Consider the following 24,705-nt stretch of genomic DNA (forward strand, 5'->3'; position numbering starts at 1 on the left):
GTACCGCGTACCGTGGAACGGGAAAGGGCCGAACCAATGACGCTCGGTCGCCGCGCGGGGAAGGGAGCGCAGGCCATGCACAGTGGCACCGGGACGGCCCCGCAGAGCCCCGTGCCCGGCCGGGTACCCCTGGCGGTCGTCGTGGTCGACGCGTCAGGACGCGTCTCGCACTGGAGCACCGGCGCGCGCCGCCTCTTCGGCCCCGCGCGCGAGGATGCCGTCGGCCGCCCCGCCACCGACCTGCTGCCCGTCTCCGGCGCACTGCCCGAAGGGCTCGACTCACGGGCGTACGAGGACGAGAGCGCGTACGACGGGCTCGGCCCGGACCTGGAGTCCTCGCTCGACGGGCGGGCCTCCTATCCCGCCGCGGGCCGCGCCCGCCTCGAAGCCCCCGGCCATGAGCGCATCGACGTCCTGTGGTGGGCCTACCCGCTCGTCGGCCCCGGGCCCGAGAAGCTCCTCGTACTCGCCGCCGACGCCGGCCGGCTGCACGCCGACGACGTGCCCGACGGGCAGCCGCTGGAGCGCATCGCGCCCGGCTTCGCGCTGCACACCGACTTCCCCGGAGCCGACGAGCTGGCCCGCGGACTCCCCGCCATCCTGCCCAGCATGAGCGTCGGCGAGAGCGCCCGCATCGTCTCCCAGGTGCTCGAACTCGGCTATCCCGTCCTGGAGTTCAGCCTCCACGACCGCGTGCCCGTCACCGCCGACTGGGGCGTGCCCCGGCGCGCCGAGCGCAAGGCCCGCAGGGAGGAGGCCGCCCGCGCGGCCGCCGCCGGACTGCCCGCACCGCGCCGCGCGCCCGACGACGAGGCGGACGACGACGCCGGCGACCTCGAGTACGCGGCCGTGCGCGAACACCTGGAGTTCCTCAACGAGGTGAGTGGACGCATAGGTTCGTCCCTCGACCTGTCCCGCACGATCATCGAGGTCAGCCGGGCCGTCGTGCCGCGCTTCACGGACGTCGCGGGCACGTATCTGCGCGAACAGGTCGTCGCGGGCGAGGGGTTCCCCGACGGCCCGCCCGACGCGACCACGATGTGGCACCGCGTCGCCCTGGAGCACACGGACGAGCCGGGCCGCTGGGACGACATCGTACCCGTCGGCGAGTCGATGCCGTTCCCCGCGCACACGCCGTTCTTCCAGTGCATGACCTCCGGGCAGCCCGTCCTCGTCCCGCGCATCACCGAGGAGATGGGCAACGCGATCGCGTCGCAGTTCGAGAAGCGCGACATCAGGCCCCTCATCACCGACCGTTCGATGCTGGTGGTGCCCCTGAAGGCGCGCAACGTCGTCCTCGGGTTCATGATCCTGCTGCGCCACCGGGAACGCCCGGTCTTCAACGACATGGACCGCGTCACCGGCGCCGAGCTCGCCGCCCGCGCGGGCCTCGTCCTCGACAACGCCCGCATGTACACGTACCAGGAGAGCGTCGCCGAGACCCTCCAGGACAGCATGCTGCCGCACATCGAGCCCCGCATGCCCGGCTGCGACCTCGCCACCCGCTACCTGCCCGGCACCCTGCTCGGCCGCGTCGGCGGCGACTGGTTCGACTCGATCAAACTCCCGGGCTCGCGCACGGCGCTCGTCGTCGGCGACGTCATGGGCCACGGCCTCAACTCGGCGGCGATGATGGGCCAGTTGCGCACCGCCGTCCAGACCATGGCCGCCCTCGACCTGCCACCGGCCCAGCTCCTGCGCAACCTGGACGACCTCGCCCAGCGCCTCGGCGAGCACTACCTCGCGACCTGCCTGTACGCGGTCTACGACCCCATCGCGAACGAGCTGGAGCTCGCCAACGCCGGGCACATCCCGCCGGTCCTCGTCCGCGCCGAGGACGGCCGCAGTGAACTGCTGGAACTGCCCACCGGCGCGCCCATCGGCGTCGGCGGCGTCCCCTTCGAATCGGTCCGCGTCCCGATGGCGCCCGGCGACCGGCTCGTGATGTGCACCGACGGCCTCGTCGAGGTGCGGGGCGAGGACATCGGTGTCGGCCTCGCCACCCTGTGCGAGTCCGCCGCCCACCCGGCGGCCTCCATGGACGCGGCCTGCGACACCATCATCAGAGCCCTGAACACCCGCGGCGGCCGCAAGGACGACGTCGCCCTCCTCATGGCCCGGCTCAACGGCATCGCGCCCGAGGACGTCGCCCACCGGAACGTGGCTCCCGAGCCCGCCGAGGTGTCCCGCACACGCGCCCTCGTCCGCGACCAGCTCACGGCCTGGGGTCTCGGCGCGCTCACCGCCCCCGCCGAACTCATGGTGGGGGAGCTCGTCACCAACGCCGTGCGGCACGCCCGCACCCGCAGCGTCGGGGTACGCCTGGTGCGCTCGGGGACCCTCGTGTGCGAGGTCGAGGACGACGACCAGAGGCTGCCCACGCTGCTCAACGCGGGCCCGGGCGACGAGTTCGGCCGTGGCCTGCGCGTCGTGAGCGCCCTCGCCAGGGAGTGGGGGACGAGCCGTACGGGTTCCGGGAAGACCGTGTGGTTCGAACTGGCGTTGCCACGAACGTAGTTGGCGGCGCGGGGCGCTCGGCGGACATGCATCGAATGCGGCGTGAAGGTATGCGCCGGGTGCTTGTGGGCGGGCCCGGGGAGCGGTAGACCGATCTTGCCGTGCCACCGCACCCCGGGAGCTGCAGATGAGCGTGACGAGTCGGTACAAGGACGCCTGGGAGAGCTTCTGGCGCGAGGCTCCCGGCGAACCCGGCGGGGTCTTCTGGGACGCCGAGCCCGACCTCACCGCGGCTGTCCACCTCGCCCTGTTCGAGCCGCACTTGACGAAGGGCCTGCCCGTCGTCGACCTCGGCTGCGGGAACGGCACCCAGACCCGCTTCCTCGCCGACCGCTACCCGCGTGTCGTCGGCGCCGACCTCTCCGTCGCCGCCCTGGACCACGCCCGGCACGCCGACCCCGCGGGACGGGCCGACTTCCGGCAGATCGACGCCACCGAGCAGACCGAGGCACACCGGCTGCACGCCGAACTCGGCGACGCGAACGTGTACATGCGGGGCGTGCTGCACCAGTGCGAGTCCGATGACCGTCAGCCGCTGGTCGACGGCATCGCGGCGCTCGTCGGCGAGCGCGGCCGGGCCTTCGTCGTGGAGCTCGCCGAGGCGGCCCGGCCCGTCCTGATGTCTCTCGCGCAGAGCCCCGCGGGCCCGCCCGCGAAGCTGGCACCGGTCTTCGCCCACGGCATCGCGCCCGGCGAGGTGTCCGACGCGGCGGTCCCCGACCACGTACGGACCGCGGGTCTCGATGTGCTCGCGAGCGGCGAACTCCCGCTCACCACCACCGAGTACACACCCGACGGCACCCGCATCGAGCTCCCGTCACGATGGCTCGTCGTGGGGCGGGCACACTAGGCGCCGCAGGCCCAGGCGCCTCAGGGCGTTGCCGAAAGGGCCCAGGAGATGCGGGCAGAGCGGCCGGCCGTGCCGGAGCGGGACGCCATCGTGTGCGGTGACCGCGAGGAAGAAGCCGCGGCCGAGCCGGGTCTGGAGCGTGGTGTTCCAGCGGTAACCGTGGCCGTGGGCCAGCGCGACCCGCACCACCCGCCGGCCGAGCCCCTCCTGGCGGCGTGACTCCAGGATCCAGATGCCGAGGAGCCGGCCCGCGCGGCACGGCGCGCACAGCCGGAAGCGGACCTGGCCGACGAGCGCGCCGCTCTCGTCGTGGAGCAGCACCTCACCGGCGCCGCGCGCCGTGCGGGGAGGGATGCTCGTGAGGCGCACCGGCCCGGACGGTGACGCCGGCGGGCCGGAGCCCATGAGGGATCGACCCGCCCGTCAGTCGCGCGAGTTGCCGAAGAGGACTCGGTAGCCGATGAGCAGGACGAGCGAGCCGCCGATGGCCGCGATCCAGGTGGGCCCGTCGAAGAACTGGTTGTCGATCGGGCGGTCGAAGAACCGCGACGAGACCCAGCCGCCGACGAACGCGCCGGCGACGCCGATGAGGGTCGTGCCGATCAGGCCGCCCGGGTCGCGGCCGGGGAGCAGGACCTTGGCGATGACTCCGGCGACGAGGCCGAGGATGATCCAGCTGATGATGCCCACGTGTGCGTCGTTCCCCTCGGTGATGGGTGGTGCCTTGCGCCTGTGCTTCGCCTGTGTTTCCGGCTGAGCTCGTGCGTTGCGAATTTGCGCAACTGTACAGACAGAGATGAAGACGCGATACCGCCCCGGTCGGTTGCACCAGGTCAGCCGTAGGACAGGTTCGAGCACAGGTTGTCGTCGGCGGAGCGGGCGTCGTCGGAGACCTCGGACGGTATGGCGGGGGGTGCCGGCGACGCCGTCGCGGCGGCCGACGGATGGTCCGCGTAGTCCTGCCCGAGGATCGCCTTGATGCCCGCGGTCGAGCTCTCTTCCAGGCGGGCGCCCGGGAACCGCTGGGCGAGCGTGCCCGCTCGCGCCTTCTCGCCCGGGCCGTACTGGATCAGCGTGGTGGCCTGGTCCTGGGTGGACGCCGTCGCCGTGCCCGTGACGGTGAACCCGTCGTCCTCCAGGGTGCGCGCGGCCTGGGCGGCCAGTCCCATGACGGTCGTTCCGTTGTAGACGGCGACGCGGATACCGTCCCCCGGACTCGGTGCGGCGGAGGGCGCGGGGGAGGCGCTCGACCGGGCGTCCTTCTTGCCGCTGGCGTCCTTCCCGTCGATGGTCCGGTCGTCCCTGAGCGAGGCCCACAGGGCGTCGGCGTCCGGTTCGACGACCGCGACGCGGCTTCCCTCGTAGCGCCAGGGGATGGTGACGAACTTGGTGTTGTGCAGGTCGATGTTCTTGAGGGACATCGCGAAGGAGAGGAGCTTGTCGGCGGAGCCGAGGCCGGGGTCGACGGTCATCGACCGCGTGGCCGCGTTCGCGAGCGGCAGGAGCTTCGTGGGTGTCAGGCCGTCGCTCTTGACCTTCTTGATGAGGCTGCCGACGAAGGCCTGCTGTCGCTTGATGCGGCCGATGTCGGAGCCGTCGCCGATGCCGTGACGCAGGCGGACGTAGTCGAGGGCCTTCTGCCCGGAGACCTTCTGTTCGCCGCGCGGGAACAGGAGCTTGCCGGGGGTCGTGCGATGGGGGTTGAGATCGCGCTGGTGGATGGGCTGCGGGAGGCACACCTCCACGCCGCCGACGACGTCGGTCAGGGCGGCGAAGCCCTTGAAGTCCACGACGACGGTGTGGTCGACGCGCAGGCCCGTCAGCTTCTCCACCGTGTTCTGCGTGCAGGCGGGGTTGCCGCGGGCGGTCTCGCCGGTCGAGTACGCGGCGTTGAACATCGTGTCGGGCCGCGTCCTGGTCCAGCTGCCGTCGGGCAGTTTGCAGGGCGGGATCGTGACGAGGGTGTCGCGCGGGACCGACACCGCGACGGCGTTGCGATGGTCGGCGTAGACGTGCAGCAGGAACGCCGTGTCCGAGCGGCCGATGTCGCCCTTGTCGCCGCCGCCCAGCGCCTCGTTGCCGCCGGTGCGCGCGTCGGAGCCGATGACGAGGACGTTCTCACCCTTCGACGCGTCGGCGTCCGGGCGGTCGCCGGAGATGCCGTCCGAGCTGAACGTGTTGATGTCGCCGCCGAGTTTCAGGTACACCCAGCCCGCGCCGCCGGTCAGGAGGACGAGCAGGGACAGGGCTATCGCGAGCGTGAAGCGCACGCGGCTGCGCCTCGGTCGCCGCGAGCGTGGGGCGGTCCTGGCGCTGCCTCCTCGGCGCGGGGGTGACAACTGCTCACGGGTGCCTGCCATGGGGTGCGCCCTCACTCGGATCCGGGGTTGTACAGTTGCGCAATCTAGCAAGCTTCTTGGTGGGTGCCGTCCGTGGCGCACACCTCATCCGAAGAGACGAAGGGTGGGGCGAAAATGTTCCGCAACGGTCTGGAGCCCTGGCACCTGCTCATTGTGGCGATCGTGGTCATCGTTTTGTTCGGCTCGAAGAAACTCCCCGACACGGCACGTGCGCTCGGCAAATCGCTGCGGATCCTCAAGAGCGAGACCGCGGCGATGAAGACCGACGAGGTCGAGGAGCGCCGGGACACAGCCGCGTCCTGACGTCATGGATCCCCCTCCGACCGGAGGGGCGCCCGCCGCCTTTCGGTGGACTGGACCTCTGGCTCTCAGGGTGGCTCTGGCCTGCGCGTTCTCCGACGCGTACCGTGATGCGCCATGAAGATCCTCATCAGCGCCGACATGGAGGGCGCCACCGGCGTGACCTGGCCGGGGGACGTGCTGCCCGGCACCCCGCAGTGGGAGCGCTGCCGGTCCCTGTTCACCTCGGACGTCAACGCCGCCGTGCTCGGCTTCTTCGACGGGGGCGCCGACGAGGTGCTCATCAACGAGGCCCACTGGTCGATGCGCAACCTGCTCCTGGAGCAACTCGACGAGCGCGCGGAGATGATCACGGGCCGCCACAAGACGCTCTCCATGGTCGAGGGCGTCCAGCACGGTGACGTCGACGGCATCGCGTTCATCGGCTACCACACGGGCGCCGGCACGGAGGGCGTCCTCGCCCACACGTACCTCGCCAACTCCATCACCGGCGTCTGGATCAACGGCGTACGGGCGAGCGAGGGCCTGCTCAACGCGCACGTCGTCGCCGAGTACGGCGTACCCGTCGTCCTCGTCACCGGCGACGACCTCACCTGCGACGACGCGCTCGGCTACGCGCCCGAGGCCCGCAAGGTCGCGGTCAAGGACTATGTGTCCCGGTATGCGGCTGTCTGCCGTACGCCGAAGCGGACCGCCGCCGACATCCGGGCCGCGGCGAAGGAGGCGGCGGCACTCGCCGTGCGCCACGAGCCCGTCCAGGGCGGCCCGTTCACCATCGAGCTCGAGTTCGACGCCGAGCATCTTTCGATGGCCGCGACGGTGGTGCCCGGCGTCCGGCGCACCGGCGAACGCAGGATCTCCTACACGAACGACAACATGTACGACGGCATCCGCGCCTTCAAGGCGGTCACCACGATCGTCTCGGCCGCGGTGGAGGAACAGTATGGCTGAGCAGGCATTTCAGGTGGACGAGCAGGCGCTCGACGAGGTCGTGACCTTCACGTCCGAGCTCATCCGTATCGACACCACCAACCGCGGCGGCGGCGACTGCCAGGAGCGCCCGGCCGCCGAGTACGCTGCCGCGAAGCTCGCCGAAGCGGGCCTGGAGCCGACCCTCCTCGAACGCACCAAGGGGCGCACGAACGTCGTCGCGCGCATCGCCGGTACGGACCCGTCCGCCGACGCGATGCTCGTCCACGGCCACCTCGACGTCGTTCCCGCGGAGGCCGCCGACTGGAGCGTGCACCCGTTCTCCGGGGAGATCCGCGACGGGGTCGTGTGGGGCCGCGGCGCCGTCGACATGAAGAACATGGACGCGATGATCCTCGCCGTCGTCCGGCAGTGGGCCCGCGCCGGTGTGCGCCCGCGCCGCGACATCGTCGTGGCCTTCACGGCCGACGAGGAGGCGAGCGCCGAGGACGGTTCCGGCTTCCTCGCCGACCGGCACGCCGGCCTCTTCGAGGGCTGCACCGAGGGCATCAGCGAATCGGGAGCCTTCACCTTCCACGACGGCTACGGCAAGCAGATCTACCCGATCGCGGCGGGCGAACGCGGCACGGGCTGGCTCCGGCTCACCGCCCGCGGCAAGGCGGGCCACGGCTCGAAGGTGAACCACGCCAACGCCGTCACCAGGCTCGCCGCCGCCGTCGCGCGGATCGGCGAGCACGAGTGGCCGGTGCGGCTCACGCCGACCGTGTCCGCCGCGCTGACCGAACTGGCGGCCCTGTACGGCATCGACGCCGGCGTGGACTCCCCGGACTTCTCGGCCGACGAGCTCCTCGCCAAGCTCGGCCCGGCCGCGGCGCTCGTCGCGCCGACCGTCCGCAACAGCGCCAACCCGACGATGCTGACCGCCGGATACAAGATCAACGTGATCCCCGGCGAGGCGACCGCGCACATCGACGGCCGGTATCTGCCGGGCGGCGAGGACGAGTTCCGCGAGACCCTCGACCGGCTCACCGGACCCGATGTGGAGTGGGAGTTCGAGCACCGCGAGGTCGCGCTCCAGGCGCCGGTCGACTCGCCGACGTTCGCGAGGATGCGCTCGGCGGTGGAGGAGTTCGCGCCAGAGGGGCACGTCGTGCCGTACTGCATGTCGGGCGGCACCGACGCCAAGCAGTTCTCGCGGCTCGGCATCACGGGCTACGGCTTCGCGCCGCTGAAGCTCCCCGAGGGCTTCGACTACCAGGCGCTCTTCCACGGTGTGGACGAGCGGGTCCCGGTCGAGGCGCTGCACTTCGGAGTCCGCGTGCTCGACCGCTTCCTGCGGTCCGCGTAGGCGCCGCCGGGAGGGTTTCGGCAAGCGGTTGGGGAGACGGTCTAGGAAATGGCGTCACACGTGGAGAACATGGGGGCCTCTGAAGTCATGGGGGACGTGGACAAGTTGGTGCTGATCCAGAGTTACGGTTCGTGGCCGTCGCCGATCACGGCCGCGCTCGCCGCGGCGCACGACGGGAAGCCGGAGTACGTCGGCTTCGTCGGCGACGAGGCGTGGTGGACCGAACCCCGCCCGGCCGAGGGCGGCCGGCGGGCCCTGATCAGGCGGCACGCGGACGGCACGGAGCACACCGTGCTGCCCGCGCCGTGGAACGTGCGCAGCCGCGTCATCGAGTACGGCGGACAGCCGTGGGCCGGAGCCGGGCGCCCCGAAGGCCCGCACGGTCCGCTGGTGGTGTTCGTCGACTTCGCGGACCAGCGGCTCTACGCCTACGAGCCCGACGCCCCCGGCGCCGTGCCCCGCCCCCTCACGCCCGTCTCCGCGGTGGGGGACGGGCTGCGCTGGGCCGATCCGCAGATCCACCTCGACCGGGGCGAAGTCTGGTGCGTCCTGGAGGAGTTCACCGGGGACGGGCCGACCGACGTGCGCCGCGTCGCCGCCGCGGTGCCGCTCGACGGGAGCGCGGCCGAGGACCGCGGATCCGTGCGCGAACTCTCCGACGGTCGCCACCGGTTCGTCACGGGCCCCCGCCTCTCGCCCGACGGCCGCCGCGCCGCCTGGCTCGCCTGGGACCACCCGCGCATGCCGTGGGACGGCACGGAGCTGGTCGTCGCCGACGTGTCCGCCGACGGCACGTTCAGCGGGGCGAGGACGGCGTTCGGCGGGCCCGACGAGTCCGTCGCGCAGGTGGAGTGGGCGCCGGACGGCGCCCTCGTCTACTCCAGCGACCGCAGCGGCTGGTGGAACCTCTACCGCGTCGGCCCGGACGGCGCGCCGCGGCCCCTGTGCCCGCGCGAGGAGGAGTTCGGCGGACCGCTCTGGAAGATCGGCCACCGCTGGTTCGCCCCGCTGGAGAGCGGCCTGATCGCCGTCGTCCACGGCGTCGGCGCCACCGCGCTCGGCGTCCTCGACCCGGCGACCGGCGAGGTCGTGGACGCCGCCGGACCCTGGACCGAGTGGAGCCCCTCGCTCGCGGTGCACGGCACCCGCGTCGTCGGCATAGCGGCCAGCCCGCGCACCGGCCACGAGGTCGTGGAGCTCGACACGTGTACGGGCCGGGCGCGCGTCGTCGGCGCCGCGCACTCCGACGCCGTCGACCCCGCCTACTGCCCGGAGCCCCAGATCCGCACCTTCGCGGGCCCCGAGGGCAGGGACATCCACGCCCACATCTACCCGCCGCACAGTCCCACTCACGCCGCGCCCGACGACGAGCTGCCGCCCTACGTCGTGTGGGCACACGGCGGCCCCACCGGGCACTCGCCCCTCGTACTCGACCTGGAGATCGCCTACTTCACCTCGCGCGGCATCGGCGTCGCCGAGGTCAACTACGGCGGCTCCACCGGCTACGGCCGTGAGTACCGCAACCGCCTGCGCGAACAGTGGGGCGTCGTCGACGTCGAGGACTGCGCCGCCGTGGCGCTCGCGCTCGCCGCCGAGGGAACCGCCGACCGCGACCGGCTCGCGATCCGCGGCGGCAGCGCCGGGGGCTGGACCACGGCCGCCTCCCTGACCAGCACCGACGTCTACGCCTGCGGCACGATCCTCTACCCCATCCTCGACCTCACGGCCTGGGGCTCCGGCGAGACGCACGACTTCGAGTCCCAGTACCTGGAGTCGCTCGTCGGGCCGCTCGCCGAGGTGCCCGCGCGGTACGTCGAGCGCTCGCCGGCCGAGCACGCGGAGCGGCTCACCGCGCCGTTCCTGCTGCTCCAGGGGCTCGACGACGTGATCTGCCCGCCCGCGCAGTGCGAGCGGTTCCTCGCCCGCCTGGACGGCCGGCGCGTCCCGCACGCGTACATCGCCTTCGAGGGCGAGAGCCACGGGTTCCGGCGCGCGGACACCATGATCCGCGTCCTGGAGTCCGAACTCTCCCTGTACGCCCAGGTGTTCGGCCTCCATCCGACCGGGATTCCCACGCTGGAGCTGTCCAAGTGACGTCACCGACACCGCTCACCCGCCCCGCACGCCTCGCCCCCGGGGCCCGCGTCGCCGTCGTCGCGCCCAGCGGGCCTGTGCCCGAGGACCGGCTCGAGGCAGGGCTCGACATCCTGCGCGGCTGGGACCTGGAGCCCGTCGTCGAGCCCCAGGTCCGCGCCGTGCACGACCGGTTCGACTACCTCGCGGGCACTGACGCCGAGCGCGCCGCCGGTCTCCAGCGGGCCTGGTGCGACCCGTCCGTCGACGCCGTCCTGTGCGCGCGGGGCGGATACGGCGCGCAGCGCATGGCCGACCTGCTCGACTGGGACGCGATGCGGGCCGCCGGGCCCAAGGTGTTCGTCGGGTACAGCGACATCACGGCGCTGCACGAGGCGTTCGCCGCCCGGCTCGGTCTCGCGACCCTGCACGGGCCGATGGTCGCGGCGGCCGACTTCCTCAAGAGCGCCCGCGCGCAGGAGCACTTGAGGGCCACGCTCTTCGAGCCGGAGACCGTACGGACGATCACGGCCGCGGACGGCGGGCGGCCGCTCGTGGGCGGCACCGCGCGCGGCGTCACGCTCGGCGGCTGCCTCTGTCTGCTCGCCGCCGACCTGGGTGCCCCGTACGCCCGTCCGTCGGCCGCGGGCGGGCTGCTGTGTCTGGAGGACACCGGCGAGGAGACGTACCGCATCGACCGCTACTTCACCCAACTCCTGCGTGCCGGCTGGCTGGACGGTGTCTCGGGGATCCTGCTCGGGTCCTGGGCCGAGTGCGACGCGTACGACGGGCTGCGCGCGCTGCTCGTCGACCGGCTCGGCGGGCTGGGGGTGCCCGTCGTCGAGGAGTTCGGCTTCGGTCACTGCGAGGGGGCGCTGACGATCCCGTTCGGCATTCCCGGTGAACTCGACGCGGACGCACGGACGTTGACCCTGGATGTGCCCGCGCTGGCCTGAATCGTTCGGTTACTGAATCTTCGTCAAGAAACACGCGTCGCGGTGATTGACCCGTGTATGACACGTGTCACAACATGACCACGCCCAGACTTACCGGTCGGTAGCCGGTGGGTCTTCCTCAGCGTGGAGGTAGCCGTGTCCCGTGCCGTGCCCCGATCCCGACCGCGATCTCCACTGGCGCCGGCCCTCGCCCTCGGCGCCATGGTCGCCGCGCCGCTCGCCCTCGCCGCGCCCGCGAACGCCGCGCCGCAGACGCAGCAGACGGGCGAATACACCGTCACCGCACTGAAGTTCACGATCCGGTCCGGCGGCCGCAGCTGCGTCGTCGACGCCGACCTCTACCGCCCCGCGGGCGTCGACGCCACCCGCACCGCGCCCGCCGTCCTCGCCACCAACGGCTTCGGCGGCAGCAAGTCCGACGGCTCGACCGACGCCATCGGCAAGGCCTTCGCCGCGCGTGGCTACGTCGGACTCGTCTACTCCGGCCTCGGCTTCGGCAAGTCGGGGTGCCTCGTCTCGCTCGACGACCCCCGCATCGACGGCGCCGCGGCCTCCGGACTCGTCGACTTCCTCGCCGGGACCCGCGCGGCCGACGACGGCACGAAGGCCGACTACGTCACCAAGGACGGCAAGGGCGACCCCCGCGTCGGCATGATCGGCGGCTCCTACGGCGGGGCGATCCAGCTGGCCACCGCGGCGGTCGACCACCGTGTCGACGCGCTCGTCCCGATGATCACGTGGAACGACCTGGCGTACTCCCTCGACCCGAACAACGCCGCCGACCGCTCCGTCCCCGGCGCCTTCAAATGGCAGTGGACCAACGGCTTCTACCTGATCGGCGAGGGCCAGCCCCTCCTCGAACCGTCCCTCGACCCGTCCCGGATCAACAAGCTCACCTGCCTGCACTTCGTCACCGACGCCTGCGAGACGATCAGCACCCTGAACTCCGGCCGCTACCCGTCCGGCAAGACGGGACCGATGCTCGACTACGCGCGCAGCGTCTCCCCGGTCTCGTATCTGAAGCAGGTCAAGGCGCCGACGCTGCTCGTGCAGGGCCAGTCCGACAGCCTCTTCAACCTGAACGAGGCGCAGGCCACGTACGGGACCCTCAAGGCACAGGGCACCACCACGAAGATGATCTGGCAGTCGTGGGGCCACAGCGGCGGCCTCACCGATCCGGCGAGCGGTGAACTCAACCTCGCGCAGGGCAACCTGGAGACCTCGTACGTCGGCAAGCGGATCCTCGCCTGGTTCGACCGCTACCTCCAGCACAAGAAGAACGTCGACACCGGGCCCGCCTTCGCCTACTACCGCGACTGGATCACGGACCCCGGCCGGACCTACGCCACCGCGCGGAGCGTCCCGGCGCTGAACCGGAAGCTGTACCTCTCCGGCGACGGCAAGCTCGTCGACAACCGGTCGAAGGTCGCGCGCGGCAGCCGCGAGTACCGGAACTGGCTGATCCCCACCAGCCACTCCGAGTCCTCCCTCGCCGGCCTGATCGGCCTCCCCGACCCCGCCCCGCGCGACACCGCGGGCACCTACCTCGGCTGGACCAGCGAGCCGCTGACCCGCACGACCGACGTCGTGGGCTCCCCGAAGGCCACCCTCAAGGTCGTCTCGCCGAAGACCGAGCGGGTCCAGAACTCCGACGACGCCGCCGACAAGCTCGTCCTCTTCGCGAAGCTGTACGACATCGCGCCGGACGGCGGCAAGACACTCGTGCACCGCCTGGTCGCACCGGTCCGCGTGCCGGACGTGACCCGCCCCTTCACCGTGTCGCTGCCCGGCATCGTCCACCGCTACGAGAAGGGGCACCGGCTCCAGTTCGTCATCGCGGCGAGCGACGACGCGTACGGCGGCAACAAGGGCATCAAGCCCGTCACCGTCGTCAGCGCGCCCGAGGACACCGGCGTCCTGGAACTGCCCGTCGTCGGACAGTAGGCCCGCCCCGGGTCCGGCCGGCGGCGCCGTCACCCGTACGGCCCACACCTCACCCCGGAGGGACACCCCGCCGTGCCCGAACCCCGCCCGGCCGCACAGGCTGGGCGGGGAAGGCACGGGCCGCCCCGACGGAAGGGTCCACCGATGAGCCCCGAGGACACGTCACCGGCCCACGGTCGCCGCGTAGGCTGGCCGGATGTCTGCCACCGGCCACCGTCACCTCGCTGAAGGACCCCGCGTGGGCATACGCCCCTTCGCCCTCACGGACGGCGACGAGTTCACGGCGCGGGCGCGGGAGAGCGAGGACCTGCACCACCCCTGGCTCTACCCGCCGACCGCCGCCGACACCTACGCCGCCTACGCGGGCGCCCTCATCGACGACCCGACGCGGTTCGGCTGCCTGGTGTACGAGCGGGCGGGCGGCGGCATCGCCGGCTTCATCAACATCAACAACATCGTCCGCGGCGGCTTCCGCTGCGGCGCCCTCGGCTACGGCGCGTTCGCGCACGCGGCGGGCCGCGGCCTCATGAGCGAGGGCCTCGGCCTCGTCGTCCGGTACGCCTTCGGCCCCCTCGCACTGCACCGCCTGGAGATCAACGTGCAGCCGGGCAACGAGGCGTCCATCGCGCTCGCCCGCCGCGCCGGGTTCCGCCTCGAGGGCTACTCGCCCGACTTCATCTTCATGGACGGCGCCTGGCGCGACCACGAGCGCTGGGCGCTCACGGCCGAGATGCCCGGTGCTTCCGGTTGACCTTCATCGTGTCCATGTCGGTCGCCGACGACTTCAGCGCCCCGAAGCCGTACCCCTCACCGAGCGCCCTGAGCGACGCCTCGGCCCGCTCCTCGGCGAGCGCCTCCGCCATCTCCTCGCCGTCCTCGGCATCCGACTCCACGACGAACCGGTACGAGAAGTGCTTCAGCACCCGGTCGTACGTGAGCGATCCCTCCGGCGTGAACCTCATCGACGCGAGCCCGTGCTCGTCGACCTCGGCGAGCAGCCGCTCGCGCGCGCCGTCCGCCAGACCGTCCCATGTGCCGCGGACGATGACCCGATAGGTGTGCTGCGTTCCCATCCGCGGAGAGTAACCCGGCGGGCCGAAATGCGCCTTTGCTTAATTCTGACCCGGGTCACCCCTGGTCAGCTCAGGGGCGAGCCTGTTCCATGGTCGTCGGGGCACACCGCGTGCGGACGGCGGGCCCCGCGAACCGGGAGGCGGACTTGACGGACTCGCAGGCCGAGCGGACGACCCTTCGACGCGACGTACTGACCCTGCCCGGCGTGGCGGTGGGCGCCCCCGACCCGCTGCCGCCGCTGCGGCCCCTCGACGAACTCCACGAACTCGACGACCGCTCCAAGCAGGGCATGCCGCGCGACATGGCCCGCCAGATCGGCTACGAGAAGCTGCGCAGCGTACTGCCGGAGCGGCTCAAGAACAGCTACGGGCGCGAGCGGGCCCCCCTCACCCTCGACACGCTCGTGATCGAGAACGACCGGCTGCGCGTCACGGTCCTGCCCGCACTCGGCGGACGCATCCACTCGATGTTCCACAAGCCCACCGGCCGTGAACTCCTCTACCGCAACCCGGTGTTCCAGCCCGCCGACTTCGCGCTCAACGGCGCCTGGTTCTCCGGCGGCATCGAGTGGAACATCGGCGCGACCGGGCACACCACCCTGTCCTGCGCACCCCTGCACGCCGCCCGCGTCACCGCGCCCGACGGCGGGGACATGCTGCGCCTGTGGGAGTGGGAGCGGCTGCGCGACCTGCCGTTCCAGGTGGACCTGTGGCTGCCCGCCGGATCCGACTTCCTCCACGTGGGCGTGCGGATACGCAACCCCCACGAGCGGCCCGCGCCCGTCTACTGGTGGTCGAACATCGCCGTCCCCGAGGAACACCGCGTCCTCGCCCCCGCCGACGAGGCCTGGCACTTCGGCTACGAGCGCAGCCTGCGCCGCGTCCCCGTCCCGGAGTTCGACGGCGTCGACCGCACCTACCCTCTCAGCGGCGAATACCCGGCCGACTACTTCTACGAGGTCCCCGACGGACAGCGCCGCTGGATCGCCGCCCTCGACGACGACGGCCACGGACTCGTACAGACCTCGACCGACCTGCTGCGCGGTCGCAAGCTGTTCCTCTGGGGCCACGGCGCGGGCGGCCGGCGCTGGCAGGAGTGGCTGACCGAGCCGGGCACGGGCGGCTACGCCGAGATCCAGGCGGGCCTCGCCCGCACCCAGCTGGAGCACGTACGCCTGGACGCCGAGGGCGAGTTCGCGTGGCTGGAGTCGTACGGACCGCTGTCCGCGGCGCCCGACGCCGTGCACTCGGCCGAGGACTGGGCGGCCGCGCGGGGCGAGGTCGAGGAGTGCCTCGAAGCCGCGCTGTCGAGGGCCGACGTCGACTCCGCCTACGAGGCCTGGCGCCCGCACGCCGACACCGAACCGGGGGAGTTGCTCGCGGCCGGCTCCGGCTGGGGCGCCCTCGAAGTGCTGCGTGGCGACTTCAAGCTCCCCGGCACCCCCTTCGACGAGTCGACCCTCGGCCCGGCGCAGACACCCTGGCTCGACCTCCTGCGTACCGGCTCCATCCCCGAGCCGCGCCGCGTCGGACCGCCCGGGCCCACCCTCGTCGCGCCGCACTGGCGGGACATGCTGGAGACGGCGCCCGCACAGCCGCTCACCGAGTACCACCTCGGCGTCGCCCAATGGCACGCGGGCGACCTGGCACAGGCCGTACGCAGCTGGGAGCGGGGCCTCGAACTCTCCCCGTCCCTCTGGCCGTTGCTGCGCTGCCTGGCCGTCGCCGACCAGGAGGCCGGCCATCGTGAACGCGCCGCCGACCGCTACGCCGAAGCCTTCGACGACCTGTGCCAGGAGCGGCGCGACGACGGCGAGGCCTGGACGGCGGCCACCGCGGCACTGGGCCGCGAGGCCATCGACGCGCTGCTCGCGGCCCGCCGCCCCGGACCGGCCCGCGCCGTCTGGGAGCGGCTGCACGCCGCGACCCGCGCCCGCGGCCGCTTCCGGCTCGTCGAGGCCCGCCTCCTGATAGCCGAGGGCGACAAGGAGGCGGCGCGGGCCGTGTTCGACGAGGGCTTCGAGGTCGCCGACCTGCGGGAGGGCTCGGAGGTCATCGCCGAGCTGTGGGCGCACCTGGCCGCACCGGGCGAACGGCTGCCCGCCCAGTACGACTTCAGCATGCGGCCCCGGGAGTCCTGACCCGGCGCGCGCACGGCGCGGGTGGTCAGGGCAGCAGCTCGCCGTCCCTGGCCACGATCCGGCCCGCCCTGACCACCAGGTCACGCGCGGGCAGGTCCACCACGACCTGGGGCAGGCACTCGCCGCGCACCAGGAAGAAGTCGGCCGGTGAACCGGCGGACAGATCCAGGTGGGGGAGGCCGACCACGCGGGCGCCGTCATCGGCGGCGACACGGAAGGCGTCGGCCAACTCCTCGTCCAGACGCGCCCCTTGGGCCCGGGCGAGCAACTGCGCCCGGTGCAGCATGTCCGCGTTGCCGAACGGGCTCCACGAGTCACGCACCCCGTCCGAACCGAGCCCGACCCGCACCCCGAGCTCGCGGAGCCGGCGCGTGGGCAGGGCCAGCGGCCGCGAGGGCGCCACGGTCGTCAGGGAGATGCCCGCGTCCGCCAACTCGGCGCCCATGCGGTCGAGTTCGACCCCTTCGAGGCCGGGGACGCAGAACGCGTGACTGATGCTGACCTTGCCCTGGAGGGACAGCGCCCTGGTCCGGTCGATGATCGCGTGCACCGCAGTCAGACCGGGGACGGACCGGTCGTGGAGGTGGATGTCGACGCCCACCCCGTGCCGGTCGGCGATCCCGAAGACCAGGTCGAGCTGGGCGTCGAGCGCCTCGTCGAAGCCGATCGGGTCGATGCCGCCCACGATGTCGATGCCACCGGAGCGGGCCGCCTCCTCCAGGAGCTCCGCGGTCCCGGGCGCCCGCAGGACGCCGTGCTGCGGGAACGCGACGATCTGCACGTCGACGGCGTCCCGCAGCGCCTCACGCGCGGCGCCGACACCCTCGACACCGGCAAGGCCGAAGGCGGGCGCGACATCGACATGGGCCCGCATCGCCCGGGTGCCCCGGGTGACCGCGTGCGCCATCAGACGCCGTGCGCGGTCCTTGAGGGGCGTGGTCTGCGAGCGGTACAACTCGGCGTCCGCGGCGGCGAATTCGGCGATCCCCGACGCGGGCTTGCGCGACACCCAGGGCTCGCCCCACGCGGTCTTGTCCGGGTGGATGTGCGCGTCCACCAGGGTCGGCAGCGCGATCCGGCCGCCGCAGTCGACGAGCTCGGCACCCTCGGGCGCCGGACCGTCGACGATCACCCCGTCGACGACCGTGAGGTCCACGGCCTCCGTCGCACCGAGCGGGCGTACGTTCCCGAAGACGACGGCGCTCATACGGCAACACCCGAGCGCACCACGCGCACCGGCTTCTTCAGGACCGAGATGTCGGCCAGCGGGTCGCCGGACAACAGGATCGCGTCGCCCGCGTAACCGCGCGCGAGACGGCCCACCTTGCCCTCGAAGCCGAGAAGACGGGCCGCGTTGGTGGTCGCGGTGCGGATCGCGTCGAGCGCGGACAGACCTGCCGAGTGCATCATCTCGATCTCGGCGCCGATCGGCTCGACCGAGCCGCCCGACGAGTCCGTGCCGGACACCAGGCCCACACCCAGCTCGTGGGCGAGCTTCGCGGCGGCCTTGAGCTTCGGCAGGTAGGTGCGACCGCGCTCGTCGAGAACCGGGTCGGGGTCGCCGATCATGCCACCGATCGCGACCATCGTGGGCGTGAAGTACGTTCCACGGCGGCGCATCTCGCGCAGGGTCCGCTCACTGATGAACGCGCCGTGCTCGACGGACTTGACGCCGGCCATGACGGCGTCGTGGCAGCCCCGCTCGCTGTAGCTGTGGCAGAGCACGTCCTTGCCGCCGCGGCGAGCGGTGGCGACGATCGTGGAGAGCTGCTCGCGGCTGTAGACCTGCTCCAGCGGGTCCTGCTCGGCCAGGCCGGCGCGCGGGTTCACGCGCGTCTTGACGGTGTCGACACCACGGGCCAGGTTGACCTCGACGACGCGGCGCAGCGCCTCGGTCGAGGTGACGCCGCCCTTGAGGCGGGCGAGCGGGGTGAGGTCGGGGTCCGCGAGGATCGTGTCACCGAGGTCGGGCGTGACGAAGATGCCGGCCGCGCGCAGCCCGGGGGCCAGACCCGGAGCCTGCCGGGAGAGCTCGCGGACGGCGATGTCCTGGTAGAAGTTCGTCGAACCGCTGCGCGCGGTGGTGGCGCCGAGGGCGAGGGTCCTGGCGGCCTCGGCGGCGGTGTTCAGGTGGATGTGCGAGTCGACGAGACCGGGCAGGACCCACTGGCCGTGCGCGTCGAGGACGGTGGCGCCGGTGGGCACGTCGACGTTCTTGCGCTTGCCGGCCGCGCGGACGACGCCGTCACGGATGACGACGACCGCGTCCTCGGTGACGTCCCCCGTCGCGGGGTCGAGGAGCGTGCCGCCGTCGATGACGAGGTCACCGCCGCGGGGGGCGCTCCCGGAACGGGCGGCGGACGTGCGGGTCATCGGGGCGGCGGCGGACGCGCCGGGCGCGGCGGCGAGGGCGGCGGTGGTGCCCGCCAGTGCGGCGGCACCCGCGAGTACGCCTCGGCGGGTCAGCCGGTTCGACGGCGGGGGGCAGTTCTCGACGCACATGCGGGGCTCCTCGGCGGATGGCGGGAGGGATCGGCTGGTCGACATTTTGTATACCAAGATGAGGGAGCGAGCAAGGAGGAAATGGTTCCGCTCGGTTCTGACCTGCGCATTCTGCCCAGATTCTGGTCAGCCAAAGAGGGATCCAATAGAGGCTGGTATACAAACTGGCGTCTTCGTGGCCGCCACCCCGGATGTCATCGCCCTCGTCACCGCAGAGCGAGCGCAGCGCCACCGACCGGCTGTCACGCACGTGCACCTGCGTGCTCGCGGCGGCCGTCTCCTCGCCGCCCGCGACGATGTGCCGGAAGATCACCGCATGCTGCGCCCGCAGGTGGGCGGGTTTCCTCGCGCAGGCCGAACAGCAGCTGGAGCTGCGAGCCGAGCTGCTCCATGGTGCGCGCCGGCAGAGGGTTCCCGGACAGGATCACGATGCCCTCGTGGAACGCGGTGTGCGCGGCCACCTCACGCGCGCCCTCGCCGGCCGCGGCCGCCCGCTCCGCCACGTCCAGCGTCCCGCGCAGCGCGCCGAGCCCCTCCGGCTTCCGTGGCGCGGCCCGCGCGTCCCGCGCGACCCGCCGGGCCGCGAGCCGGGACCCCTGTACGGCCAGCGGCTCCCACACCTCGTAGAGGTGCTCCACGTCGGCCCGGGCCGGCCGCCGTACGCGTACGCCGTTGTGCGGCAGGAGTTCGAGCAGGCCCTAGGTGACGAGCGAACGCGGCGCCTCCCGCACGGGGACGCGCGACATCCGGAGTTCTTCGGCGACCTCGCGCTCCACGAGCCGGGACCCCCGCGGGTGGCGCCGGTCGACGATGCGCTCCAGGATCGCGTCCCGCGCGCGTGCCGAGCGGTGGCCGGGCCCCGCCGCTCTTCGTGGATTCCCCGGCCTCCCGGGCACAGCCGCCGACGTTGCCCGCCACGTCCACCGTGCTCGCTCCCGCGTGCCCCGGGCGAGGATGCGGGGACGGGCCCGCGACCTCGTGCTAAGCCGGGGCCTGGCCCTGCCGGTCGGCGTACTCGAAGACCGAGCCGTCCGGGTGCATCGCGATGAGGTTGCGGCCCGCAGGTGTCGGGACCGGCCCCGCGAGGACGTGGGCGCCGGACGCGCTGAGGACGGCGTGCGCCTCGTCGACGTCCGGGACGGCGATCGTCGCCGCGACCTTGCGCAGGACGTCGATCTCCTCCTTCGGACCGCTCATCAGGAGGAAGCAGCCGACCGCCGCGACGGAGACCCCGCCGCGCTCGAAGCGCAGGGCCCGGCTGCCCGCGAGCCGTTCGTAGAACGCGACCGAGGACTCCAGGTCCTCGACGCAGATACGCAGCGTGGTTCCCAGGATCTCCATAGCGGTGAGCGTAGTTGGCCACGCGCGGACGCGTGATCGTTTCCGGGGATCGGCCATGAGCGGGCGGCGGGGCCCGTGCCGCCGGGAGGCCGGCGGCACGGGCCCCGCATCGTTCGGCTCAGCTCGTGGCGCCCTCGCGATCGGTCTTGCGGCACAGGATCTCGCCGTGCAGCACCGAGAACCAGGCGTCCGGCTGCTTGCCCCACGTCCGCCACGCCTCGGAGATCTTCTCCAGCTGACCGGCCGTGGCGTGGCCGGCCTCCGTCGCGCGGTCGGCGTACGCGGAGGCGACGGTGCGGTCGGCCCACAGGCCGCTCCACCAGTCGGTCTCGTCCGGTGCGGAGTAACACCAGGTGGAGGAGGACGCGTTGATGTCGGCCGGGGCGAAACCCGCCTCCAGCGCCCAGGACTTGAGACGCCGGCCCGCGTCCGGCTCGCCGCCGTTGGCGCGGGCGACCCGCCGGTACAGGTCCAGCCAGTCGTCCATGGCCGGCGCGTTCGGGTACCAGGTCATGGCCGCGTAGTCCGAATCGCGGACGGCGATGAACCCGGTGGGCTTGGTGACGCGGCGCATCTCGCGCAGGGCCTGCACCGGGTCACCGACGTGCTGGAGCACCTGGTGGGCGTGCACGACGCAGAACGTGTCGTCCGGGTAGTCCAGTGCGTGGACGTCCGCGGTCGCGAAGTCGACGTTGGCCAGGCCGCGTTCGGCCGCGGTCGCCCGGGCCTGGTCGAGGATCCCCGCGGCCTGGTCCACGCCGGTGACATGCCCCTCGGGGACCAGCGCCGCCAGGTCGGCGGTGATGGTCCCCGGGCCGCACCCGATGTCCAGGATCTTCATGTGCGGCTTCAGTGAACCGAGCAGATACGCCGCCGAGTTGGCGGCGGTGCGCCAGGTGTGGGAGCGCAGCACGGACTCGTGATGGCCGTGCGTGTAGACAGCGGTCTCCTTCGGCATGGCGGACCCCTTCGCAAGATCGGTGAGCGGTGAACCCAGTGGGATCACCGTACGCCGCTCCTCCGAATATTGAGATGGGCATCTCATGATGCGGACCGCATGTCTGGTGTCACAGTAGGGTCATCGGCCGGTAGACCCGCAGTGCCTCGTGCTGCTTGTCGATGATCAACTCCGGTCCGCACGGCCCGACTTCACCGTCGAAGGCCAGGGGCGTGCCGGGGCTGATGCGGTCCATACGCAGCCTCGTGCGCCGGATCGCGGCGTGGAACGGGGAGCGGGAGAGCGGCCCCGCGAACGCCGCCGCCAGCAGTCGCAGGCCCGGCAGCCGGCCGCCGTGCACCACGCGCACGTCGAGCAGGCCGTCCGCGAGATCCGCGCGCCGCCCCGCCGTGAGCCCCATCCGGCGGTACGTGCAGTTCCCGGCGAACACCATCCACAACGGCCGCCGCGCGCCGTCCAGTTCGGCCTGCAACGGGTGGTCGCGGCGCAGCACGTGCGTGGCGGCGACCACGTCGGCGAGCCGTCCGCCGATCCGCCGCGACCAGCGCTCGCGCTCTTTCACCAGCTCCGGGTACACGCCCAGGCTGAAAGTGTTGAGGAAGATTCCGGAGGTGGCCGACGACCGGAAGCGGCCGACGTCGACCGCGACGGCGTCGCCCGCCTCGACGGCCCGCGACAGGTCGCCCGGGTCCTCTATCCCCAGGTCGTACGCGAAGTGGTTGAGCGTGCCGCCGGGGAGCACGGCGAGCGGCAGGCCGTGGCGCAGGGCGACGCCCGCCGCCGTGTTCACGGTGCCGTCCCCGCCGCACACCCCGAGTGCCCGCGCCCGGGTCGCCGCCTTCTCCAGCGCGGCCGGCAGATCTGACCCGGAGGCCTCGACGATCTCGGCCTGCGGCAGCAGCCCACGCAGCGTCCGCGCCTGGTCCGGGCTGCCCGCGCCCGTGTTGACCACCATCACCAGGCCCTCACCGCCGGGCAGCTTCGGCACGTCGTCCACCAGCGGGCGGCCCGGCGAGGGCATCTGGTCGCGGGTGGGCACGAGCCCCCGTACCGCGAACGCCGCGCCCGCCCCGAGCGCGGCGCCCGCGAGGACATCGCCCGGGAAGTGCGCGCCCGTGTAGACACGGGACGCGGCGACGGAGAGCGCGAGGGGCGCCACCAGTGCGCCCAGCGGACGGGACTCCAGCGCGACGCCCGCCGCGAACGCGGCCGCCGACGCCGCGTGCCCGGACGGGAACGACGTGGTGACCGGCTGCCGCTTCAGCCGCCGCACCAGCGGAACCGGGTCGAGCACGGGCCGCGGCCTGCGCACCGAATGCTTGCCGAGTGTGTTGATCGTCACGGACGCCACGGCGAGCGAGGCGACACCGCGCACGGCCGCGCGGCGGGCCTTCGGCGAGCCGCCCACCGCCAGCGCGCCCGCCACCGCGAACCACAGCACCCCATGGTTCGCGCTGCGGCTCAGCCGGGGCAGGACACGGTCGCCGCCCGGCCAGTGCCGGCGCGCCGCGTACTCGAAAACGCGCAGGTCAAGGGCGGCGAGGCGGCCGCGCAGGCCGGGCCCGGCAGGGGGCGTGTTCCGCCAGGTCGTCAAAGGGTCGAGGTCAGCGCACATTGCGCACGTGTACCCGCACCGGGCCGCCGCACCCCCAAGGCGTGCCGAAATCGTTTTGCTCCTCACCCGGCCGGGCGCCCACAATGCGGACCATGGGACATCTGGAAGCCGCGCACCTCGAGTACTACTTGCCGGACGGGCGGGCGCTGCTCGGTGATGTCTCCTTCCGGGTCGGGGAGGGCTCCGTCGTCGCCCTCGTCGGGCCGAACGGCGCGGGAAAGACGACGCTCCTCAAGCTGATCTCCGGCGAGCTGAAGCCGCACGGCGGCACCGTCACCGTCGGCGGCGGGCTCGGCGTGATGTCGCAGTTCGTCGGCTCGGTGCGCGACGAGACGACCGTGCGCGACCTGCTCGTGTCGGTCGCGACCCCGCGGCTCAGGGAGGTGGCGAAGGCCGTCGACGAGGCCGAGCACCTGATCATGACCGTCGACGACGAGGCGGCGCAGCTCCAATACGCGCAGGCCCTGTCCGACTGGGCCGAGGTACGCGGCTACGAGGCCGAGACGGTCTGGGACATGTGCACCACGGCCGCCCTCGGCATCCCGTACGAGACGGCGCAGTTCCGCGAGGTCCGCACCCTCTCCGGCGGCGAGCAGAAACGACTCGTCCTCGAAGCGCTGCTGCGCGGCACCGACGAGGTCCTCCTCCTCGACGAGCCGGACAACTATCTCGACGTGCCCGGCAAGCGCTGGCTGGAGGAGAAGCTGCGCGAGACCCGTAAGACGGTCCTGTTCGTCTCCCACGACCGGGAGCTCCTCGCCCGCTCCGCCGAGAAGATCGTCAGCGTCGAGCCGGGACCCGCCGGCGCCGACGCCTGGGTCCACGGTGCCGGCTTCGCGACGTACCACGAGGCGCGGCGCGAGCGGTTCGCGCGCTTCGAGGAGCTGCGCAGGCGCTGGGACGAGAAGCACGCCCAGCTGAAGAAGCTCGTCCTCAACCTGCGGCAGGCGGCCGCCGTCAGCCACGAGATGGCGTCCCGCTACGCGGCGGCGCAGACCCGCCTGCGCAAGTTCGAGGAGGCGGGACCCCCGCCCGAGCCGCCGCGCGAGCAGGACATCACCATGCGCCTGCACGGCGGCCGCACCGGGGTGCGGGCCATCACCTGCAAGGGCCTGGAGCTGACCGGCCTGATGCAACCCTTCGACCTGGAGGTCTTCTACGGCGAGCGGGTCGCCGTCCTCGGCTCGAACGGCTCCGGCAAGTCGCACTTCTTGCGGCTGCTCGCCGGGAACCCCGACGACGAGGTCGCGCACACGGGGGAGTGGAAGCTCGGCGCGCGCGTCGTGCCCGGTCACTTCGCGCAGACCCACGCCCACCCCGAGCTCCAGGGCCGCACCCTGCTCGACATCCTCTGGCTCGACCACGCCAAGGACCGTGGCGCTGCGATGGGGAGGTTGCGGCGCTACGAGCTGACGGCCCAGGCCGAGCAGAAGTTCGAGCGTCTGTCGGGCGGCCAGCAGGCCCGCTTCCAGATCCTGCTGCTCGAACTGGCCGGAGTGACGGCGCTCCTCCTCGACGAGCCGACGGACAACCTCGACCTGGAGTCCGCCGAGGCGCTCCAGGAGGGCCTGGAGGCGTTCGACGGCACGGTCCTCGCCGTCACGCACGACCGCTGGTTCGCCCGCTCCTTCGACCGCTACCTCGTCTTCGGCAGCGACGGCCGCCTGCGGGAGTCCGACGAACCCGTCTGGGACGAGCGCAGGGTGGAGCGGGCGCGCGGGTAACCGCCACCGCGGCGCCCCGCTGCCGTCCCGTCACCCACTCGGCCCAGGCCCGCGGCACCCTCCCCTCACCGCC

20 protein-coding genes and 1 pseudogene are annotated in these 24,705 nt (G+C 72.6%); 11 read left to right on the top strand and 10 right to left on the bottom strand.

Going from position 1 to position 24,705, the window contains the following annotated elements; all coding sequences use genetic code 11:
- The first annotated feature begins 75 nt into the window (after window positions 1–75).
- Window positions 76–2,517: an ATP-binding SpoIIE family protein phosphatase gene (locus LGI35_RS34495; RefSeq protein ID WP_227298195.1), complete on the top strand. Its 2,442-nt coding sequence runs from the start codon at window positions 76–78 to the stop codon at window positions 2,515–2,517.
- 127 nt (window positions 2,518–2,644) lie between these two features.
- A complete protein-coding gene (locus tag LGI35_RS34500; RefSeq protein WP_227298196.1) occupies window positions 2,645–3,367 on the top strand; it encodes a class I SAM-dependent methyltransferase in 723 nt (240 codons plus the stop codon).
- On the opposite strand, the gene LGI35_RS34505 is transcribed toward LGI35_RS34500, so the two are convergent.
- From LGI35_RS34505 to LGI35_RS34515, 3 genes are all read right to left on the bottom strand, one after another.
- Window positions 3,335–3,736 carry a hypothetical protein gene (locus tag LGI35_RS34505; RefSeq protein ID WP_227298197.1) on the bottom strand — a complete coding sequence of 134 codons (402 nt, stop codon included), beginning with the start codon at window positions 3,734–3,736 and terminating at the stop codon, window positions 3,335–3,337. The two genes, LGI35_RS34500 and LGI35_RS34505, sit on opposite strands and share 33 nt — an antisense overlap.
- A gap of 54 nt (window positions 3,737–3,790) precedes the next feature.
- Window positions 3,791–4,057 carry a GlsB/YeaQ/YmgE family stress response membrane protein gene (locus LGI35_RS34510; RefSeq protein WP_227298198.1) on the bottom strand — a complete coding sequence of 89 codons (267 nt, stop codon included), beginning with the start codon at window positions 4,055–4,057 and terminating at the stop codon, window positions 3,791–3,793.
- A 143-nt stretch (window positions 4,058–4,200) separates the two neighbouring features.
- The gene (locus LGI35_RS34515; RefSeq protein WP_227298199.1) at window positions 4,201–5,727 is read right to left on the bottom strand and encodes an LCP family protein; all 1,527 of its coding nucleotides are present in this window, start codon (window positions 5,725–5,727) and stop codon (window positions 4,201–4,203) included.
- A 114-nt stretch (window positions 5,728–5,841) separates the two neighbouring features.
- On the opposite strand from LGI35_RS34515, the gene tatA reads away from it, so the two are divergent.
- From tatA to LGI35_RS34550, 7 genes are all read left to right on the top strand, one after another.
- A complete protein-coding gene (gene tatA, locus LGI35_RS34520) occupies window positions 5,842–6,030 on the top strand; it encodes a Sec-independent protein translocase subunit TatA (RefSeq protein ID WP_227298200.1) in 189 nt (62 codons plus the stop codon).
- A 114-nt stretch (window positions 6,031–6,144) separates the two neighbouring features.
- Window positions 6,145–6,978 carry a M55 family metallopeptidase gene (locus LGI35_RS34525; protein ID WP_227298201.1) on the top strand — a complete coding sequence of 278 codons (834 nt, stop codon included), beginning with the start codon at window positions 6,145–6,147 and terminating at the stop codon, window positions 6,976–6,978.
- The gene (locus tag LGI35_RS34530) at window positions 6,971–8,305 is read left to right on the top strand and encodes a M20/M25/M40 family metallo-hydrolase (RefSeq protein ID WP_227298202.1); all 1,335 of its coding nucleotides are present in this window, start codon (window positions 6,971–6,973) and stop codon (window positions 8,303–8,305) included. The genes LGI35_RS34525 and LGI35_RS34530 overlap by 8 nt, the downstream gene beginning before the upstream one ends.
- 87 nt (window positions 8,306–8,392) lie before the next feature.
- On the top strand, window positions 8,393–10,399 hold the full coding sequence (locus tag LGI35_RS34535; protein ID WP_227300649.1) for a dipeptidyl-peptidase 5: 2,007 nt from the start codon (window positions 8,393–8,395) through the stop codon (window positions 10,397–10,399).
- On the top strand, window positions 10,396–11,334 hold the full coding sequence (locus LGI35_RS34540) for a S66 peptidase family protein (protein ID WP_227298203.1): 939 nt from the start codon (window positions 10,396–10,398) through the stop codon (window positions 11,332–11,334). Before LGI35_RS34535 ends, LGI35_RS34540 begins: the two co-directional genes overlap by 4 nt.
- A 123-nt stretch (window positions 11,335–11,457) precedes the next feature.
- The gene (locus LGI35_RS34545) at window positions 11,458–13,278 is read left to right on the top strand and encodes a CocE/NonD family hydrolase (RefSeq protein WP_227298204.1); all 1,821 of its coding nucleotides are present in this window, start codon (window positions 11,458–11,460) and stop codon (window positions 13,276–13,278) included.
- 196 nt (window positions 13,279–13,474) lie between these two features.
- The gene (locus LGI35_RS34550; RefSeq protein WP_227298205.1) at window positions 13,475–14,029 is read left to right on the top strand and encodes a GNAT family N-acetyltransferase; all 555 of its coding nucleotides are present in this window, start codon (window positions 13,475–13,477) and stop codon (window positions 14,027–14,029) included.
- Here LGI35_RS34550 and LGI35_RS34555 read toward each other — a convergent pair.
- Window positions 13,998–14,351, bottom strand: coding sequence for a DUF6204 family protein (locus tag LGI35_RS34555; protein ID WP_116507928.1), 354 nt, complete (start codon window positions 14,349–14,351; stop codon window positions 13,998–14,000). The two genes, LGI35_RS34550 and LGI35_RS34555, sit on opposite strands and share 32 nt — an antisense overlap.
- A 146-nt stretch (window positions 14,352–14,497) precedes the next feature.
- On the opposite strand from LGI35_RS34555, the gene LGI35_RS34560 reads away from it, so the two are divergent.
- Window positions 14,498–16,492, top strand: coding sequence for a DUF5107 domain-containing protein (locus LGI35_RS34560; protein ID WP_227298206.1), 1,995 nt, complete (start codon window positions 14,498–14,500; stop codon window positions 16,490–16,492).
- Window positions 16,493–16,517: 25 nt separating this feature from the next.
- Here LGI35_RS34560 and LGI35_RS34565 read toward each other — a convergent pair whose 3' ends face one another.
- The 6 genes and pseudogenes from LGI35_RS34565 to LGI35_RS34590 form a co-directional block, all read right to left on the bottom strand.
- On the bottom strand, window positions 16,518–17,699 hold the full coding sequence (locus LGI35_RS34565; protein ID WP_227298207.1) for an amidohydrolase: 1,182 nt from the start codon (window positions 17,697–17,699) through the stop codon (window positions 16,518–16,520).
- Complete coding sequence (locus tag LGI35_RS34570; RefSeq protein ID WP_227298208.1) at window positions 17,696–18,994, bottom strand: amidohydrolase family protein; 1,299 nt, start codon at window positions 18,992–18,994, stop codon at window positions 17,696–17,698. The genes LGI35_RS34565 and LGI35_RS34570 overlap by 4 nt, the downstream gene beginning before the upstream one ends.
- 205 nt (window positions 18,995–19,199) lie before the next feature.
- Window positions 19,200–19,890, bottom strand: a pseudogene (locus LGI35_RS34575) (GntR family transcriptional regulator); the annotation flags it as partial.
- A gap of 85 nt (window positions 19,891–19,975) precedes the next feature.
- On the bottom strand, window positions 19,976–20,335 hold the full coding sequence (locus LGI35_RS34580; protein WP_227298209.1) for a VOC family protein: 360 nt from the start codon (window positions 20,333–20,335) through the stop codon (window positions 19,976–19,978).
- Between the two features lie 118 nt (window positions 20,336–20,453).
- Entirely contained in the window at window positions 20,454–21,293 is an 840-nt protein-coding gene (locus tag LGI35_RS34585; RefSeq protein ID WP_227298210.1) for a class I SAM-dependent methyltransferase, read from the bottom strand.
- Between the two features lie 109 nt (window positions 21,294–21,402).
- Entirely contained in the window at window positions 21,403–22,908 is a 1,506-nt protein-coding gene (locus LGI35_RS34590; RefSeq protein WP_227298211.1) for a bifunctional phosphatase PAP2/diacylglycerol kinase family protein, read from the bottom strand.
- A 92-nt stretch (window positions 22,909–23,000) separates the two neighbouring features.
- Between LGI35_RS34590 and LGI35_RS34595 the strand changes: the two genes are divergently transcribed.
- Entirely contained in the window at window positions 23,001–24,632 is a 1,632-nt protein-coding gene (locus LGI35_RS34595) for an ATP-binding cassette domain-containing protein (protein ID WP_227298212.1), read from the top strand.
- Window positions 24,633–24,705 lie beyond the last annotated feature (73 nt).

Origin of the sequence: Streptomyces longhuiensis (assembly GCF_020616555.1) — a bacterium.
Lineage (GTDB): Bacteria > Actinomycetota > Actinomycetes > Streptomycetales > Streptomycetaceae > Streptomyces > Streptomyces longhuiensis.